The organism is Streptomyces sp. NPDC006923 (assembly GCF_040635655.1).
Taxonomy (GTDB): Bacteria; Actinomycetota; Actinomycetes; order Streptomycetales; family Streptomycetaceae; genus Streptomyces.
In genome coordinates, this window is record NZ_JBEYIF010000001.1 from 364886 (window position 1) to 382030 (window position 17145).

Below are 17145 nucleotides of genomic sequence, written 5' to 3' on the forward strand. Positions count from 1 at the left end.
GGCCGAATTACGATGCGGCGGGCACGGTCGGCCCACCCCTCGACCGCCAAGAACCTCTACGGAAGCGAGATTTCACCACCGTGACTGCTCTCACTCTCAGCACTGCCGGCGCTGCGACGCTGCGCGCCGACGCGATCGTCGTCGGGGTCGCGAAGGGCGCCAGGGGACCGGTCGTCGCGCCGGGCGCCGAGGCCGTGGACAAGGCGTTCGACGGAAAGCTCGCCGCCGTCCTGGAGACCCTCGGCACCACGGGCGCCGAGGGCGAGGTGATCAAGCTGCCCGCGCCGTCCGGCCTGAAGGCGCCGGTCGTCCTCGCTGTCGGGCTCGGCCCGGTGCCGGCCAAGGGCGAGGCGTACGCCTCCGAGCCGCTGCGCCGTGCCGCGGGCACCGCCGCGCGTGCGCTGTCCGGCACCAAGAAGGCCGGCTTCGCGCTGCCCGTCGACGAGACCGGGGACATCGAGGCCGTCACCGAGGGCGCTCTCCTCGGCGCGTACGCCTTCACCGCGTACCTGGGCGGCGAGAAGAACGCGAAGAAGAAGGGCGACAACGGTCCGAAGCTGCCGCTCGCCGAGATCGCGCTGCTCGGTGCCAAGCCCCGTGACAAGGCGCACAAGGCCGCGGTCGAGCGTGCGATCGCGCTGACCGAGGAGATCAACCGCGCCCGCGATCTGATCAACACCCCGCCGAACGACCTCACGCCCGAGGCCTTCGCCGCCGTGGCCACCGCCGCCGGCAAGGAGAACGGCATCAAGGTGCAGGTCCTCGACGAGAAGGCGCTCGCCAAGGGCGGCTACGGCGGCATCCTCGGCGTCGGCCAGGGCTCGGCCACCCCGCCGCGCCTGGTCAGGCTCGCTTACACGCACCCGCAGGCGGAGAAGACCCTGGCCCTGGTCGGCAAGGGCATCACCTACGACTCGGGCGGCATCTCGCTGAAGCCGGCCGGCCACAACGAGACGATGAAGTGCGACATGAGCGGCGCCGCCGCGGTGTTCGCCGCCGTCGTCGCCGCCGCCCGTCTCGGCCTGCGCGTCAACGTCACCGGCTGGCTCGCGCTGGCCGAGAACATGCCGTCCGGCGCCGCCACCCGTCCCGGTGACGTCCTGCGCATGTACAGCGGCAAGACCGTCGAGGTGCTGAACACCGACGCCGAGGGCCGGCTCGTGCTGGCCGACGCGATCACCCGGGCCTCCGAGGAGAAGCCGGACGTGATCGTCGACGTGGCGACCCTGACCGGCGCGATGGTGCTGGCGCTGGGCAACCGCACCTTCGGCATCATGTCGAACGACGACGCGTTCCGTACGTCCGTCCACGAGATCGCCGGGGAGGTCGGAGAGGCGTCCTGGCCGATGCCGCTCCCCGCCGACCTGCGCAAGGGCATGGACTCCCCCATCGCGGACATCGCCAACATGGGCGAGCGCATGGGCGGCGGGCTGGTCGCCGGACTCTTCCTGAAGGAGTTCGTCGGCGAGGGCATCACCTGGGCCCACCTGGACATCGCGGGCCCGGCCTTCCACGAGGGCGCCCCGTACGGCTACACGCCCAAGGGCGGCACCGGCTCCGCGATCCGCACCCTGGTGAAGCTGGCCGAGCGCACGGCTGCCTCCGCCTAGCGCCGGGCCCCCAGGCCCTGCCCCCAGGACCGGGCCCGCCCGGAAGGGCCGTCCGCTCCGGGCTCCGGTCCGTCTTCGGCTCCCGCGCCGAAGACGGACCGGGCCGGGTGGCGGGACACAACAGAACACCACGGGAATGGCTCGTCGGGACCTGGTGTTTCCCGGCCCGGGACCGGCTCCCGATTGCGCCCGTGACGAAATACATAGGTCCGTACGCTGCGGTAACCCATCAGAGTGAGCCGAGCCCTGTCTCAGACCGCAGCCCCGCGTCCCGCCGCCCGCCGACAAGTGCGAAGATGGGTTCTCGGCAGGACAGGGCCCCCACCACAGGGCCGAAGAAACAGCGGCCGAACACCAGCCGCCGCCCGGTCATCGCAGACCGCGCCCGGCGCACATGCATGGAGGACGTGACGTGGCGAACGACGCCAGCACCGTTTTCGACCTAGTGATCCTCGGCGGCGGTAGCGGCGGTTACGCCGCGGCGCTGCGCGGAGCGCAGCTGGGCCTGGACGTCGCCCTGATCGAGAAGAACAAGCTGGGCGGCACCTGCCTGCACATGGGCTGCATCCCCACCAAGGCCCTGCTCCACGCCGGTGAGATCGCCGACCAGGCGCGCGAGGCCGGACAGTTCGGTGTCAAGACCACTTTCGAGGGCATCGACATCGCGGCCGTCCACAAGTACAAGGACGACGTGATCTCGGGCCTCTACAAGGGCCTCCAGGGTCTGGTCGCCTCACGCAAGGTGCACTACATCGAGGGTGAGGGCCGTCTCTCCTCGCCGACCTCCGTCGATGTGAACGGCCAGCGCATCCAGGGCCGTCATGTCCTGCTCGCGACCGGCTCCGTACCGAAGTCGCTGCCCGGCCTGGAGATCGACGGCAACCGCGTCATCTCGTCGGACCACGCGCTGAAGCTGGACCGCGTCCCGAAGTCCGCGATCATCCTCGGCGGCGGTGTCATCGGCGTCGAGTTCGCCTCGGCGTGGAAGTCCTTCGGCACCGACGTCACGATCGTCGAGGGCCTGAAGCACCTCGTCCCGGTCGAGGACGAGAACAGCTCCAAGCTCCTGGAGCGCTCCTTCCGCAAGCGCGGCATCAAGTTCAACCTCGGCACGTTCTTCGACAAGGCCGAGTACACCGAGGACGGTGTCCGCGTCACGCTGGCCGACGGCAAGACCTTCGAGGCGGAGGTGCTGCTGGTCGCGATCGGCCGCGGCCCGGTCTCGCAGGGCCTCGGCTACGAGGAGCAGGGCGTCACGCTGAACCGCGGCTATGTCCTCGTCGACGAGTACATGCGGACGAACGTGGAGACCATCTCGGCCGTCGGTGACCTCGTCCCGACCCTCCAGCTCGCCCATGTCGGCTTCGCCGAGGGCATCCTGGTCGCCGAGCGGCTGGCCGGTCTGCCCACCGTGCCGATCGACTACGACGGCGTGCCCCGGGTGACGTACTGCCACCCCGAGGTCGCCTCCGTCGGTATCACCGAGGCCAAGGCCAAGGAGATCTACGGTGCGGACAAGGTCGTCGCGCTCAAGTACAACCTCGCGGGCAACGGAAAGAGCAAGATCCTGAAGACCGCGGGCGAGATCAAGCTCGTCCAGGTCAAGGACGGTGCCGTGGTCGGCGTCCACATGGTCGGTGACCGTATGGGCGAGCAGGTCGGCGAAGCTCAGCTCATCTACAACTGGGAGGCTCTGCCGGCCGAGGTCGCGCAGCTCATCCACGCGCACCCGACCCAGAGCGAAGCGCTCGGCGAGGCCCACCTGGCCCTGGCCGGCAAGCCCCTGCACTCCCACGACTGATCCAGTCCGGGCGACGACCACTACCGCACATTCGTTAGGAGCAACTGAAACCATGGCGGTTTCCGTAACCCTGCCGGCGCTCGGCGAGAGCGTCACCGAGGGCACTGTCACTCGCTGGCTGAAGGCCGAGGGCGAGCGCGTCGAGGCCGACGAGCCGCTGCTGGAGGTCTCCACCGACAAGGTCGACACCGAGATCCCGGCTCCCGCCGCCGGTGTGCTCGCGTCCATCAAGGTCGCCGAGGACGAGACCGTGGAGGTCGGCGCCGAGCTGGCCGTCATCGACGACGGAGCGGGCGAGTCCGCCCCGGCCGCGGCCCCCGCGGCCGAGCCGGCGCCCGCTCCCGCGCAGGAGGCTCCCGCCCCGGCGCCCGAGGCCGCCCCGTCCACCGAGACCGAGGCCCCGGCTCCGGCGCCCACCGCCGAGGCGGCGTCCGGCGGCGGTTCCGCCGAGGGCACCGAAGTGGTCCTGCCGGCGCTCGGTGAGAGCGTCACCGAGGGCACCGTCACCCGCTGGCTGAAGGAGGTCGGCGAGTCGGTCGAGGCCGACGAGCCGCTGCTGGAGGTCTCCACCGACAAGGTCGACACCGAGATCCCCGCCCCGGTCTCGGGCGTGCTGCTCCAGATCGTCGTCGGCGAGGACGAGACCGCCGAGGTCGGCGCCAAGCTCGCGGTCATCGGCGCGCCGGGTGCGGCACCGGCGGCCGCTCCGGCGGCCCCCGCGCCCGCCCCCGCACCAGCGCAGGAGGCCCCGAAGGCCGAGGCACCCGCCCCGGCACCGGCACCCGCCGCCCCGGCCCCCGCCCCGGCCCCGGCGGCCCCGGCCCCGGCGGCCCCGGCCCCGGCGCCGGCCGCGCCCGCCCCCGTCCGTCCCGCCGCCCCGGCACCGGCACCCGCCGCGACCTCCGGTGACGACGGCGCGTACGTCACGCCGCTGGTCCGCAAGCTCGCCGCGGAGAACGGCGTCGAGCTGGCCTCCGTCAAGGGCACCGGCGTCGGCGGCCGTATCCGCAAGCAGGACGTCATCGCCGCCGCCGAGGCCGCCAAGGCTGCCGCCCCGGCACCGGCCGCCGCTCCCGCCGCCGCCCCCCGGGCGCCGAAGCTGGAGACGTCGCCGCTGCGCGGTCAGACCGTCAAGATGACCCGGATGCGCAAGGTCATCGGCGACAACATGATGAAGGCGCTGCACACGCAGGCCCAGCTCACCTCGGTGGTCGAGGTGGACATCACCAAGCTGATGCGTCTGCGGGCCAAGGCCAAGGACGCGTTCGCCGCCCGTGAGGGCGTCAAGCTCTCCCCGATGCCGTTCTTCGTCAAGGCGGCGGCCCAGGCGCTGAAGGCCCATCCGGTCATCAACGCCCGGATCAACGAGGGCGAGGGCACGATCACGTACTTCGACTCGGAGAACATCGGTATCGCGGTGGACTCCGAGAAGGGTCTGATGACCCCGGTCATCAAGGGCGCGGGCGATCTGAACATCGCCGGTATCTCCAAGAAGACCGCGGAGCTGGCGGCGGCGGTCCGTGCCAGCAAGATCACTCCGGACGACCTCGCCGGTGCGACCTTCACCATCAGCAACACCGGTTCGCGCGGCGCGCTGTTCGACACGATCATCGTGCCGCCGAACCAGGTCGCGATCCTCGGCATCGGTGCCACCGTCCGGCGCCCGGTCGTCGTCAACCACCCGGATCTGGGCGAGACCATCGCCATCCGTGACATGACGTATGTCGCGCTCTCCTACGACCACCGGCTGGTGGACGGCGCGGACGCCGCCCGCTATCTGACGGCCGTCAAGGCGATCCTGGAGGCCGGCGAGTTCGAGGTGGAACTCGGCCTCTGAGCCGCCTTCACCGAGCCATCCGAAGGCACTCCCCACGGCAACGGCGCCCCCGTCCGGATCTCCTCCGGGCGGGGGCGCCGCCGTATCGTCTATCCATCGCCCGCTGCCCCGGAGGAGCGCTCCATGACCACGCCCGTCGTCCACTCGCTGCGCGAACAGATCCGCGAGCACATCGTGGAGGGGATCGTCAGCGGGCGCTGGAAGCCGGGCGAGCGGATCGTCGAGCGGCGGATCGCGACCGAGCTCCAGGTCAGCCAGACCCCGGTCCGCGAGGCGCTGCGCGAGCTGGAGAGCCTGCGGCTGATCGAGTCGGCGCCGAACAAGGGCGTACGGGTGCGGAATCTGACCGCGGCCGATCTTGAGGAGAGCTATCCGGTCCGGGCCGGTCTTGAGCAGATCGCCGCCGAGCTGGCGGCCGAGCGGCTGGCCGCCGACTGTTCCGCGCTCGAAGCGCAGGTGACGGCGTTGTACGGGGCGGACAGCAGAACGGACGGGACGGCGCAGGTGCGCCACACGGTGGCCTTCCACCGGGAGCTGGTGCGGGCGGCCGGGAACGGTGTCCTGCTGCACACCTGGGAGGGGCTGGGCATCGAGGTCTTCACCGCGCTGTCGATCCGCTGGCTGGGGACGGTGCAGCAGTCGTACGCCGAGGAGCACCAGGAACTGGTCGAGGCGTTCCGGCGGCGCGATCCCCGCATCGGCGCACTGGTGAAGGACCATGTGCTCGGATGTGCGCCACGCGCCTGATTCCTTCACCTTGCACCCGAATTGCCGATCGTCACCCGGTGCCCCGTTCCACGGCACGGAATGCCAATTCCTCTGTATCGAGAAGTTTTTCCCTTCAACCCTTTGATCGATCATCGATCAGCGACTTACGATCGTTGGCGGGCTGCACCCAGCCCGTCGCCCTGTCCTGCCAGACAAGGCTCTTCTCCACCCCCCTCCTGTCCGGAAGGCGGCGACCATGACCGACCCCGTAGGCAAACTCCCGAGTGAGCTCGATCAGCTCCCGGACCGTGACACCGAGGAGACCGCCGAGTGGGCGGCCTCCCTCGACGCCGTCACCGAACACGCGGGACCGCACCGCGCCGCGTACCTGCTGCGCCGCACCCACCAGCACGCCGGCGCCGCCGGGGTCCCGGTGCCGGCGCTGCTGGAGACCGACTATGTGAACACCATCCCCACCGCCGCCGAGCCCGCCTTCGACGGCGACGAGGCGATGGAGTCCCGGATCACCGCCTGGAACCGCTGGAACGCGGCCGCGATGGTCACCCGCGGCGCCCGCTACGGCGTCGGCGGTCACATCGCCACCTTCGCCTCGGCGGCCTGGCTGTACGAGACGGGCTTCAACCACTTCTTCCACGGCAAGGAGGGGGACGGCTCCGGCGACCAGCTCTACATCCAGGGCCACGCCTCCCCCGGCATCTACGCCCGCGCCTTCCTCGACGGACGGCTGAACGAGGCGGACCTGGACAACTTCCGCCAGGAGGCCGGCGGCCAGGGACTGCCCTCGTACCCGCACCCGCGGCGGCTGCCCTGGCTGTGGGAGTTCCCGACCGTCTCCATGGGCCTCGGCCCGCTCTCCGCGATCTACCAGGCGCGCTTCAACCGCTACCTGACGAACCGCGGCATCAAGGACACCTCCGCCTCGCACGTCTGGGCGTTCCTCGGCGACGGCGAGATGGACGAGCCGGAGTCGACGGCCGCACTCGCCCTCGCGTCCCGTGAGCGGCTGGACAATCTGACCTTCGTCATCAACTGCAATCTCCAGCGTCTCGACGGTCCGGTCCGCGCCAACTTCAAGATCGTGCAGGAGCTGGAGGCCCAGTTCCGCGGCGCCGGCTGGAATGTCATCAAGTCGCTGTGGGGCTCCGCCTGGGACGAGCTGTTCGCCCTGGACACCACGGGGGCGCTGGTACGCCGGCTGCGCCAGGTGCCGGACGCGCAGTTCCAGACGTACGCGACCCGCGATGTCGCCTACATCCGGGAGCACTTCTTCGGAGCCGAGCCGGCCCTCGTCGAGCTGGCGAAGCTGCTGCCCGACACGAAGATCGCCGAGTGTTTCTTCACCTCCCGCGGCGGCCACGAGGCCCGCAAGGTGTACGCGGCCTACCGCGCGGCGCTGGCACACGAGGGCGCGCCGACCGTGATCCTCGCGCAGACCGTGAAGGGCTACACGCTCGGCGCCGGCTTCGAGTCGCGCAACGCCAACCACCAGATGAAGAAGCTCTCGGGCGAGCAGTTCCGCGCCATGCGGGACCTGCTCGAACTGCCGATCCCCGATGCGCGGCTGAACGACAGCCTGGTCCCGTACGGCCACCCCGGGGCCGACTCCCCGGAGGTGCGCTACCTCCAGGAGCGGCGCGCGGAGCTGGGCGGCCCCGCCCCGGCCCGCCGGGTGCACCCCGTCGCACTGCCCCAGCCGTCCGAGAGGGCCTTCCAGACCGTCGCCAAGGGCTCGGGCTCGCAGCCGGTGGCGACGACCATGGCGTTCGTACGCCTGATGAAGGACCTGATGCGGGACAAGGAGACCGGCAGGCGCTGGGTCCCGATCGTCCCGGACGAGGCCCGCACCTTCGGCATGGAGGCGCTCTTCCCGTCCGCCGGCATCTACTCGCCGCTCGGCCAGACCTATGACCCGGTCGACCGCGACCAGCTTCTGTACTACAAGGAAGCCAAGGACGGGCAGATCCTCAACGAGGGCATCACCGAGGCCGGTTCGATGGCCGACTTCATCGCCGCGGCGACGTCGTACGCCACCCACGGCGAACCGATGCTGCCGTTCTACATCTTCTACTCGATGTTCGGCTGGCAGCGCACCGGCGACCAGATGTGGCAGCTCGCCGACCAGCTCGGCAAGGGCTTCATCGTCGGCGCCACCGCCGGCCGTACGACCCTGACGGGCGAGGGCCTCCAGCACGCGGACGGCCACTCGCACCTGATCGCGGCCACCAACCCGGCCGCGCTCAACTACGACCCGGCCTTCGCCTACGAGATCGCCGTGATCGTCAAGGACGGACTGCGGCGGATGTACGGCCACGCCGACCCGGCCGAGAACGAGGACGTCTTCTACTACCTGACGGTCTACAACGAGCCGATGCCGCAGCCCGCGATGCCGGAAGGCGTCGAGGAGGGCATCCTCAAGGGCCTGTACCGCTTCAAGGAGGCCGCCCCGGCGGCGCCCGACGCTCCCCGCGCGCAGCTCCTCGCGTCCGGGACGGCGATCCACTGGATCCTGGAGGCACAGGAACTGCTCGCCGCCGACTGGGGAGTCAGCGCCGACGTCTGGTCCGCCACGTCCTGGGGCGAGCTGCGCCGGGACGCGCTGGCCGCCGACGAGGCACTGCTGCGCGGCGAGGAGCGCGTGCCGTATGTGACGCGCGCGCTGTCCGGCGCGCCGGGCCCGGTCCTCGCCGTGAGCGACTGGATGCGCCAGGTCCCGGACCAGATCAGCCAGTGGGTCGAGCAGGACTACACCTCGCTCGGCACGGACGGCTTCGGTCTCTCGGACACCCGGGAGGCGGCCCGCCGCCACTTCGGTGTCGACGCCCCGTCGATCGTGATCGCCGTCCTGGCGCAGCTCGCCCGGCGCGGCGAGGTCAAGCCGGAGCGGGTGGCCGAGGCCCGGGAGCGCTACGGCCGCTGAGCCGGGGCGCGTTGCGCGGGAAGCACAGCCGGAGCCCCTGTCGCCTCGCGACAGGGGCTCCCCTGCATCATGGAACGCATGCGCGCTGCCCGTCTGATCAAGATGGTTCTCCTGCTCCAGTCCAGACCGTCCATGACCGGTGCCGACCTGGCCCGGGAGCTCGAAGTCTCCGAGCGGACCATCACCCGGGACGCCCAGGCACTCTCCGAGGCCGGCGTCCCGGTCTACGCGGACCGGGGCAGGGCCGGCGGCTACCGGCTGATCGGCGGCTATCACACCCGGCTGACCGGCCTGGCCCGCGGCGAGGCCGAGGCACTCTTCCTCTCCGGTGTGCCGGGCGCGCTGCGGGAGATGGGGCTGGACGACGTCTCGTCCGTCGCCCGGCTGAAGGTGTCGGCGGCGCTGCTGCCGTCCCTGCGGGACGCGCAGGACTCGGCCGCGCAGCGCTTCCACCTCGACGCCCCTGGCTGGTACCACGAGCCGGAGACACCCGAGCTGCTGCCCGTTGTCGCCGAGGCGGTGTGGAGCGACCGGATGCTGTCCACGCGCTACCGGCGCCACGGCGCCGAGGCGGAGCGCGAGCTGGCCCCGTACGGTCTCGTGCTCAAGGCCGGTGTCTGGTATCTCTGCGCCTGCTCCCGGGAAACGTTCCGGGTCTACAGGCTCGACCGCTTTGTCTCGGCGGAGCCCTTGCAGGAACGTTTCGTACGGGACGGTTCCTTCGACCTGCCGGGCTTCTGGGAGGCGCAGGCCGCCCAGTTCGCGCGTTCGCTGCTGCGTGCGCGGATCGTAGTGCGGCTCTCCGCCGACGGCGCCCGGCTGCTGCCGGGCGCCGTGGACCGCGCCGCCGCGCGCGAGGCGATCGAGGCGGCCGGCCCGGCCGACGAGCACGGCCGGCTCACGGTGGCGCTGGCGGTGGAGTCGGAGGAGGTCGCGTTCTCCCAGCTCCTGGTGCTGGGCCCGGAGGCCGAGGTCCTCGAACCGGCCTCGCTGCGGGACCGGTTCAGGGAGGCGGCGGCCCGGATGCGCGCGCTCTACACCTGACCAGGGCCCGCCCCCGGGGATCACGGACAGCCCTTACCGGTAAGCGTCGGCGGACGCCTCCTTCCCGCCGTACACGACCTCCTCGAAATACGCCCAGGCGTCCGGGCTGCTGCCGTCCGCGTCGGTGAATCCGTACTCCTTCGCGAGCTGCCCGCTGGAGAGCGACCGGCCGTTCCAGCGCTGCTTCTCCGGGTCCGCGGCCAGGGCCGCGACGGCCTCGCCGATGAGCAGCGGTGACTCGGAGATCGCGAAGTGCGGGCTCTCGGCGATCGCGTCGCGCCAGTTCTCCTCGCGCACGCCGAAGTGGTCGAGCATCTGCTCGGAGCGGAGAAAACCCGGGGTGATCGAGACCGCCGTACCGCCCACGTCCTTGAGGTCCTCACCGAGGGTGAAGGCCATTCTGATCGGGGCGTTCTTCGTGAGGTCGTAGTAGTAGTTCTCCCGGAACGCCCTGTTCGACCTCGCCGTGCCGTCGGTGACCTCGACGACCAGTCCGCCCGGCCCCCGGACCAGCAGCGGAAGCGCGAAGCTGCTGGTGATGATGTGGGTCTTGACGCCCAGCTCCAGCATCCGCAGCCCGCGGCCGAGCTCCGTCTCCCACATCTTCTTGCCGAACTCCACCAGGTGCTCGCCGCCCCAGAGGTCATTGACCAGCACATCCAGCCGGCCATGATCCCGCTCGATACGCTCGGTCAGCGCGCGGACCCGCTCCGGTACGAGATGGTCGGTCGGTACGGCGATCCCCTCCCCGCCCGCCGCCGTGACCAGCTCCGCCGTCTCCTCGATGGTCTCCGTCGCCCGGCCGACCTCACTGGCGCTCTCCCGGGTCGTCCGCCCGGTCGCGTACACCGTCGCACCGGCCGCGCCCAGCCGCACCGCGATCGCCCGCCCCGCGCCCCTGGTCGCTCCCGCGACAAGTGCGATCTTCCCCGTCAATGGCCTGGCTGCCATCCGTCACCTCCGTCATACGTTCCTGCCGACCGGTCGACCGTCGCACGAAATGGCGACACCTCCTGTCCGGTACAAGAAACGCCCGGCGTTTCGTACGGCTCCGCGTGCGCGGCCCTCCCCCAAGCACGATGCTGGACCCGTGATGGACGAGACGGAGTTCTGGGAGATCATCGACAGCACTCGTGAGGGCGCCCAGGGCGATCCCGAGGAGCATGCCGATCTGCTGGTCGAGCGGCTGCTGCAGCTCGACCCGGACTCCGTACTGGACTTCGCGCGGCACTTCGAGTCGCGCTACAACCGGGCGTACCACTGGGATCTGTGGGGGGTGGCCGTCGTGCTGCTCCACGGAGCGAGCGACGACGCCTTCGACTTCTTCCGCTGCTGGCTCATCGGACAGGGCCGGGAGATCTTCGAGGGCACCCTGCACGATCCGGACGGCCTGGCCGAGCTGCTGGACGAGTTCGACGAGGACCTCGACGGCGACGGCGAGGAGCTGGGATACGCGGCCGACGAGGCGTACGAACAGCTCACCGGTGTGGTGGCACCCGATCTGGGCATCGCGGCCCAGCCCGCGGAACCGGAGGGAACGCCGATCGACCTGGCGGACGACACGGCGCTGGCGGAGCGGTTCCCACGGCTCTGGGAGCGCTTCGGGAAGGAGTGAGCCCCGCTCAGCCGGTCAGCGCAAGCCCCATGACCACGTCGTCGACGTACTCACCCTCCAGGCAGAACTCCCCCGGCAGGATCCCCTCGACGACAAAGCCCTCCGCCTCGTACAGCCGCCGCGCGGGGGTGTTGTGCCCCAGCACGCGCAGCGTCAGCCGCCGCGCGCCCTGGTTCCGCGCGTGCAGCGCCGCCGCGCGCAGCAGGGCGCGCGCCACCCCGCGCCCGCGCGCCCACTCATGGACCGCCAGCCCCTGTATCTGCCGTACATGCGCGTTGCTGGCGAGCGGCGTCGGCCGCCCCACCCGGACATAGCCGACGATCCGGTCGTCGGCCTCGGCGACCAGGAACTCCTCGACCCCGTGCCGGGCGTCGAAGAACGGGCCGAACGGCGGCAGCGGCCTCGGCGTCACGGCGTGCAGCGGCGACCATGTCTCCCGGTCGAGCGCCGCCAGGGCTCCGTCGTCCGAGCGGAGTGCGGGACGTATCTGCGGTTCGGACATGGCGCAACTGTGCCATGAGGGCTTACCGGGGCAGGATGGTGGCCATGAGGATCGCGGTCACCGGCTCCACCGGGCTCATTGGTTCGGCTCTTGTACGCTCCCTGCGCGCCGACGGACACAAGGTGCTGCGCCTGGTGCGCCGGACCCCGCGCACCGCAGACGAGGTCGAGTGGGATCCCGTACGGCAGTACGTCGACGCGCACGCCCTCAACGGCTGCGAGGCCGTCGTCCACCTCGCGGGCGCGGGCATCGGCGACCACCGCTGGACCGAGGCGTACAAGAAGGAGATCCGCGACAGCCGGCTCCTCGGCACGGCCGCGATCGCGGAGGCCGTCGCCTCGCTCGGCGAGCAGCCCCGGGTCTTTGTGTCCGGCTCCGCCGTCGGCTACTACGGCGACACCGGCGACCGGGCGGTGGACGAGAACGCGCCACCCGGCGACGGCTTCCTCCCGTCGGTCTGCGTCGAATGGGAGGAGGCCGCCGCGGCGGCGGAAGAGGCGGGCGTACGAACGGTGTTCGCCAGGACCGGCCTGGTGGTCTCCCGCAAGGGCGGCGCCTGGGGCCGGCTCTTCCCGATCTTCCAGGCGGGCCTGGGCGGACGGCTCGGCTCGGGCCGGCAGTACTGGAGCTTCATCGCGCTGCACGACCATGTGGCGGCGCTGCGGCACCTGATCGACACGGAGTCGCTGGAGGGCCCGGTGAACCTCACGGCGCCGGAGCCGGTCACCAACCGCGAGGCCACGGCGGCCATGGGCCGGGTCCTGCACCGCCCGACGCCCTTCCCGGTCCCGGCGACGGCCCTGCGGCTGGCCCTGGGCGACCTGGCTGAGGACGTTCTGGGCAGCCAGCGCGTGGTACCGGAGCGCCTGTTGGAGTCGGGCTTCGCATTCGCGTTCCCCACGATCGACGAATCGATCCAAGCGGCGTAGCGCCTCCGGCGCGGGTCGCCGACCGAGGAACACCACCCCTGAACGCCCCGTCACCAGTCCGCACCCACCGCGCGCCCCCGCCGGACGGCGCGCCGCGCCCCCCATGCATCGGTGCCCCCACCCACGCGCGTCCGCCCCGCCCCCCTTCCCTTTCTACTCTCGACCGGGAGCTGGTCCGGGCATCAGCTCCTCACCAGCCGCGCCGACCTCGGGGAGGGGCACGTGCTCAGCAGCGCACACCACGCGGACGTCGTCATCATCGGAGCCGGAGTCGCAGGTCTGTCGGCGGCTCACCATCTGACCAGCGCAGGCGTAACAGTCAGTGTCCTGGAGGCCGCTCCCCGCGTCGGCGGCCGTATGGCCACGGACCAGGTCGACGGCTTCCGCCTCGACCGGAACGGACAGGTGCTCAACACCTGCTATCCGGAGCTGCGCCGGACGCCGGGGATGGAGGGCGGTGTCCTCCGGATGTTCTCGCCGGGCGTGCTCGTGCACAGTGACGGCCGGAACTACCGGACCGGTGTGGTCGGTAGCGCCAGGAGCGCACTGACCGCGGCACGCGCCCTGGCGAGCGCCCCCCGTCCGGCGCTCGGCGGCGCGCTCGACCAGGCAAGAATCGGCGCGGCTCTCGGCCGCATCGCTACGACACCGATGCCGCGCCTGCTGGCCCGTCCGGAACGCACCGCGCTGGACGCGCTGTCCGCGCGCGGTCTGCCCGCCCGTACCGTCAACGGCTTTGTCCGCCCGCTGCTGTCCGCGCTGCTCCGCGACCCCGGGCTCAGCACATCGAGCCGGTACGCCGACCTCGCGCTGCGCGACTTCGCGCGCGGCCGGCTGTGTGTCACCGCCGGCGGCGCCGCCACGCTGCCGGAGCTGCTTGAACGGGCGCTGCCGCAGGGCACCGTGCGGAAGGAGGTGTGCGTCACGGACACCTCGATCACCTGCGTCACCACCAAGGAGCACGGTGAGATCGCCTGCCGCGCGCTGGTGCTGGCGACCGGCGCGCGCGCCGCGGCGGAGCTGCTGCCGGGGCTGCGGGTGCCGGACTTCCACGCCGTGACGGTTCTTCATCACACCGCGCCAACACCGCCGTTGACCGATCCGGCACTGCTGCTGGACGCGGACCGGAGCGGGCCCGTGGCGCACACCGCCGTGATGAGCGCGGTCGACGCCTCGCGCGCGCCGGACGGCCGGGTGCTGATCTCGTCGACGGTGCTCGGCACCCCTCCCCCGGCCGCCGAACTGGACCGCTCGGTCCGCGCGCATCTCGCTCGGCTGTACGGGACGCCGACCGGCGACTGGGAGCTGCTGGCCGTCCATCACGACCCGGAGGCGGTACCGGCGATGCCTCCGCCGCACGATCTGCGCCGTCCGGTCCGGCTGCTGTCCGGTCTGTATGTGTGCGGCGACCACCGGGACACGAGCACGGTCCAGGGCGCGCTGTTCTCGGGCCGGCGGGCCGCTCACGCGGTCCTCGCCGACCTGGGCGTGAAGCCCGCCGCCGGCTCGGTCCCGCTGCCGGCGGTGGCCTAGGCCGGGCCCGCCGCCCGGGCCGGCCCGCCGGATTCAGCCGAACGCGGCGGTCCTCTCGCGGTAGTTGCGTACGGCCGCGGAGTCCCGGTACGGCTCCAGCCGCCGCTCGAAGTCCCGTACGTACTCCACGGCACGCGCCGAGCGCATCTCGGTGGCCGCCTGGGCCGCCTCCGCGCCCAGCAGGCACGCCTGGTCCAGCTCGCCGAGGCCGAGGCGGCCACAGGCGAGCACAACGCGGCAGAAGAGGCGGCTGCGGGCGTACACGGGGGCGCGTAGCTGGAGCGAGCGCTCGGCGTGCTGCACGGACGCGCGGTACTGCTGGAGATCGCGGTAGCAGTGCCCGAACTCGTCGGCGAGCTGCGCCTCGTCGAAGAAGCGCGCCCAGTGCGGTACGTCGTCGCCGGGCCGCGCCGTCTCCAGGGCCCGTTCGGCCCGTACGAGCGCGGCGGTGCACGCCCGTACGTCGCCGAGGACGCCGTGCCCGCGCGCCTCGGCGGAGTGCAGCAGCGCCTGGACCACCGGCGGCGCGGACCCGCCGACGCCTTGCTGGGCGACGCGGGTGAGCTGCACCGCCTCGCGGCCGTGGCCGAGGTGGACGGCCTGGCGGCTCATGGTGGTCAGGACGTACGAGCCGTAGGCCCGGTCCCCGGCCGCCTGGGCGAGCCGCAGGGCCTGGACGAAGTAACGCTGGGCGAGGCCGTGGGCCGCGATGTCGTACGCGGTCCAGCCTGCCAGCCGGGTCAGATCGGCGGCCGCGGCGAAGAGCCGCCGGCCGACGCTCTCCCCGTACAGACCGCGGAGCATCGGTTCTGCCTCGTGTTCCAGATAGCGGACGAGGGCATGGCGGGCATGGCCGCCGCCATAGGTCTGGTCGAGGGTGCGGAAGAGGTCGCCGACCGAGCGGAGTGCGGAGATGTCGCCGGCCGTCACCTTCTGGCCGACCGCGCGTTCGGTGCGCGAGCGGGGCACGGTCGGGGGCTCGGGCCGTGACTGGGCGGGGACCCTGGCGGTGTTGTGCGCGACGAGGTCGGGGCTGCCGACCCGGTCGTCGGCGCGCCCGATCAGCCAGTCACGACTGGGGATGACCAGGCCCGCCGGGGTGAACGCGATCTTGCGCAGTTCGCTGTGGCTGCCGGAGTCCTTGCGCCACAGTCCCGCGACGATGTCGACGGCTTCCTCGGGGGTGGACGCGAATTCGAGGCCCGCGTAGACCGGGGCGCAGGCGTCCAGGCCCAGGTCCTGTGCGGAGAGCCGGCGACCGAGCCGGCGGGTGAAGACCTCGGCGATCAGCGCGGGTGTGGTGCCGCGGGGTTGCTGCCCGCGCAGCCAGCGCGTCACCGATGTCTTGTCGTACCGCAGATCGAGGCCGTGTTCGAGGCCGAGCTGATCCACCCGGCGGGCGAGACCTGCGTTGGAGAATCCGGCTTCTGCGATGAGTGCGGCGAGCTGGCGGTTGGGGATTCGCTGCGGAGGTCGTTCCGACATCAGCTGTACGGTCTCCTGCCTTCCGGGCCCGGTGAGCAGCCCTCATGGAACGGCGCGAATTTAGCGGTACAAACCGCCCGCACCATCACCTTCGTCCCACATTCATCCGATCGTGTGAGGATCGAGCCACCGCTGACGCGAGCGCGGCGGAAGGGACCGGGGAGCACCTGCCCGGCCCCTCCGCCGGGAGCCGCCGTACAGTTGCGAGAGCGCGACCCGTGCACGTTGAAGGTACTGACGGCGCACGACGAGAGGGTTCTAAGGAGGCACTGCCGTGGGTGAGCTGCGGTACGTCCATCTGGGGTTCGGCGAGGAGTCCGTCGACTACCAGGAGGCATGGCAGGAGCAGCGCCGGGTGCACGCGGCCCGCTTCGCGGAAGAGGTCCCGGACACCTGCCTGCTGCTGGAACACACGCCGGTCTACACGGCGGGCCGGCGCACGGCGGACAACGAGCGTCCGCTGGACGGCACCCCCGTCATCGATGTGGACCGCGGCGGGAAGATCACCTGGCACGGTCCCGGCCAGCTCGTCGGCTATCCGATCCTCAAGCTGCCGCGGCCCGTGGATGTCGTCGCGCACGTCCGCCGCCTGGAGGACGCCCTGATCCGTACGGCCGCCGAGTTCGGCCTGGAGACGACGCGGGTCGAGGGGCGCAGTGGCGTGTGGGTGCTCGGGGATCCGGTGGAGAGCCGTCCCGCGCCGGGCGGGCTCGCGCTGGACTTCGACCCCCGGCTCCAGGACGAGGAGTTCGATCCGCGCCTGAACGGCCCGGAGTACGCGCCGTCCAACGCCGGCCAGCGCCGGGAGGACCGCAAGCTCGCGGCGATCGGCATCCGGGTCGCCAAGGGCGTGACGATGCACGGCTTCTCGCTGAACGTGAACCCGGACAACACCTGGTTCGACCGGATCGTGCCGTGCGGGATCAGGGACGCGGGCGTGACCTCGCTCTCGTCCGAGCTGGGCCGTGAGATCACGATCACGGAGGTCCTCCCCGTGGTGGAGCGGCATCTGCGGGACGTACTGGAGCACGCGGAGCCAAAGCCGCGCGAGATCGAGCACGCGAGCGTCTGACGAACTGGGCCATCGGGGGGAATGTGCCCCGACGGCCGCCGGTTGGCCAGACGTAATGCCACGTAAATAAC

13 protein-coding genes are annotated in these 17145 nt (G+C 71.6%); 10 read left to right on the forward strand and 3 right to left on the reverse strand.

Annotated features, from left to right (window positions below):
* Window positions 1–80: 80 nt before the first annotated feature.
* The 6 genes from ABZ707_RS01660 to ABZ707_RS01685 all read left to right on the forward strand — a co-directional run bounded on the left by ABZ707_RS01660 (window position 81) and on the right by ABZ707_RS01685 (window position 9938).
* The gene (locus ABZ707_RS01660; RefSeq protein WP_360165970.1) at window positions 81–1610 is read left to right on the forward strand and encodes a leucyl aminopeptidase; all 1530 of its coding nucleotides are present in this window, start codon (window positions 81–83) and stop codon (window positions 1608–1610) included.
* Window positions 1611–2022: 412 nt separating this feature from the next.
* The gene (lpdA, locus tag ABZ707_RS01665) at window positions 2023–3411 is read left to right on the forward strand and encodes a dihydrolipoyl dehydrogenase (protein WP_360165973.1); all 1389 of its coding nucleotides are present in this window, start codon (window positions 2023–2025) and stop codon (window positions 3409–3411) included.
* Window positions 3412–3463: 52 nt separating this feature from the next.
* Window positions 3464–5248, forward strand: coding sequence for a 2-oxoglutarate dehydrogenase, E2 component, dihydrolipoamide succinyltransferase (gene sucB, locus ABZ707_RS01670; protein WP_360165976.1), 1785 nt, complete (start codon window positions 3464–3466; stop codon window positions 5246–5248).
* A 123-nt stretch (window positions 5249–5371) separates the two neighbouring features.
* On the forward strand, window positions 5372–5995 hold the full coding sequence (locus ABZ707_RS01675) for a GntR family transcriptional regulator (RefSeq protein WP_360165979.1): 624 nt from the start codon (window positions 5372–5374) through the stop codon (window positions 5993–5995).
* Between the two features lie 217 nt (window positions 5996–6212).
* Complete coding sequence (gene aceE / locus ABZ707_RS01680) at window positions 6213–8894, forward strand: pyruvate dehydrogenase (acetyl-transferring), homodimeric type (RefSeq protein WP_360165982.1); 2682 nt, start codon at window positions 6213–6215, stop codon at window positions 8892–8894.
* Window positions 8895–8972: 78 nt separating this feature from the next.
* On the forward strand, window positions 8973–9938 hold the full coding sequence (locus ABZ707_RS01685; protein WP_360165984.1) for a WYL domain-containing protein: 966 nt from the start codon (window positions 8973–8975) through the stop codon (window positions 9936–9938).
* A 33-nt stretch (window positions 9939–9971) separates the two neighbouring features.
* Here the strand turns inward: ABZ707_RS01685 and ABZ707_RS01690 are convergent, their stop codons facing one another.
* On the reverse strand, window positions 9972–10889 hold the full coding sequence (locus tag ABZ707_RS01690) for an SDR family oxidoreductase (RefSeq protein ID WP_360165987.1): 918 nt from the start codon (window positions 10887–10889) through the stop codon (window positions 9972–9974).
* A 142-nt stretch (window positions 10890–11031) separates the two neighbouring features.
* On the opposite strand from ABZ707_RS01690, the gene ABZ707_RS01695 reads away from it, so the two are divergent.
* Window positions 11032–11553, forward strand: a complete 522-nt coding sequence (locus ABZ707_RS01695; protein WP_360166946.1) for a DUF4240 domain-containing protein — start codon at window positions 11032–11034, stop codon at window positions 11551–11553.
* 7 nt (window positions 11554–11560) lie between these two features.
* Here ABZ707_RS01695 and ABZ707_RS01700 read toward each other — a convergent pair whose 3' ends face one another.
* Window positions 11561–12055, reverse strand: a complete 495-nt coding sequence (locus ABZ707_RS01700; RefSeq protein WP_360165990.1) for a GNAT family N-acetyltransferase — start codon at window positions 12053–12055, stop codon at window positions 11561–11563.
* 35 nt (window positions 12056–12090) lie between these two features.
* Between ABZ707_RS01700 and ABZ707_RS01705 the strand changes: the two genes are divergently transcribed.
* Both ABZ707_RS01705 and ABZ707_RS01710 read left to right on the forward strand, forming a co-directional pair.
* Window positions 12091–12984, forward strand: a complete 894-nt coding sequence (locus ABZ707_RS01705; RefSeq protein ID WP_360165993.1) for a TIGR01777 family oxidoreductase — start codon at window positions 12091–12093, stop codon at window positions 12982–12984.
* Window positions 12985–13206: 222 nt separating this feature from the next.
* The gene (locus ABZ707_RS01710) at window positions 13207–14517 is read left to right on the forward strand and encodes an NAD(P)/FAD-dependent oxidoreductase (protein WP_360165996.1); all 1311 of its coding nucleotides are present in this window, start codon (window positions 13207–13209) and stop codon (window positions 14515–14517) included.
* Window positions 14518–14550: 33 nt separating this feature from the next.
* Here the strand turns inward: ABZ707_RS01710 and ABZ707_RS01715 are convergent, their stop codons facing one another.
* The gene (locus ABZ707_RS01715; RefSeq protein ID WP_360165999.1) at window positions 14551–16002 is read right to left on the reverse strand and encodes a regulator; all 1452 of its coding nucleotides are present in this window, start codon (window positions 16000–16002) and stop codon (window positions 14551–14553) included.
* 274 nt (window positions 16003–16276) lie between these two features.
* Between ABZ707_RS01715 and lipB the strand changes: the two genes are divergently transcribed.
* The gene (lipB, locus tag ABZ707_RS01720) at window positions 16277–17074 is read left to right on the forward strand and encodes a lipoyl(octanoyl) transferase LipB (protein ID WP_360166002.1); all 798 of its coding nucleotides are present in this window, start codon (window positions 16277–16279) and stop codon (window positions 17072–17074) included.
* The last annotated feature ends 71 nt before the right edge of the window (window positions 17075–17145 follow it).

Coding starts and splice junctions, on each gene's coding strand:
- sucB (WP_360165976.1), top strand. CDS start 3,464: ATGGCGGTTTCCGTAACCCTGCCGGCGCTCGGCGAGAGCGTCACCGAG.
- ABZ707_RS01675 (WP_360165979.1), top strand. CDS start 5,372: ATGACCACGCCCGTCGTCCACTCGCTGCGCGAACAGATCCGCGAGCAC.
- aceE (WP_360165982.1), top strand. CDS start 6,213: ATGACCGACCCCGTAGGCAAACTCCCGAGTGAGCTCGATCAGCTCCCG.
- ABZ707_RS01685 (WP_360165984.1), top strand. CDS start 8,973: ATGCGCGCTGCCCGTCTGATCAAGATGGTTCTCCTGCTCCAGTCCAGA.
- ABZ707_RS01690 (WP_360165987.1), bottom strand. CDS start 10,889: ATGGCAGCCAGGCCATTGACGGGGAAGATCGCACTTGTCGCGGGAGCG.
- ABZ707_RS01695 (WP_360166946.1), top strand. CDS start 11,032: ATGGACGAGACGGAGTTCTGGGAGATCATCGACAGCACTCGTGAGGGC.
- ABZ707_RS01700 (WP_360165990.1), bottom strand. CDS start 12,055: ATGTCCGAACCGCAGATACGTCCCGCACTCCGCTCGGACGACGGAGCC.
- ABZ707_RS01705 (WP_360165993.1), top strand. CDS start 12,091: ATGGTGGCCATGAGGATCGCGGTCACCGGCTCCACCGGGCTCATTGGT.
- ABZ707_RS01715 (WP_360165999.1), bottom strand. CDS start 16,002: ATGTCGGAACGACCTCCGCAGCGAATCCCCAACCGCCAGCTCGCCGCA.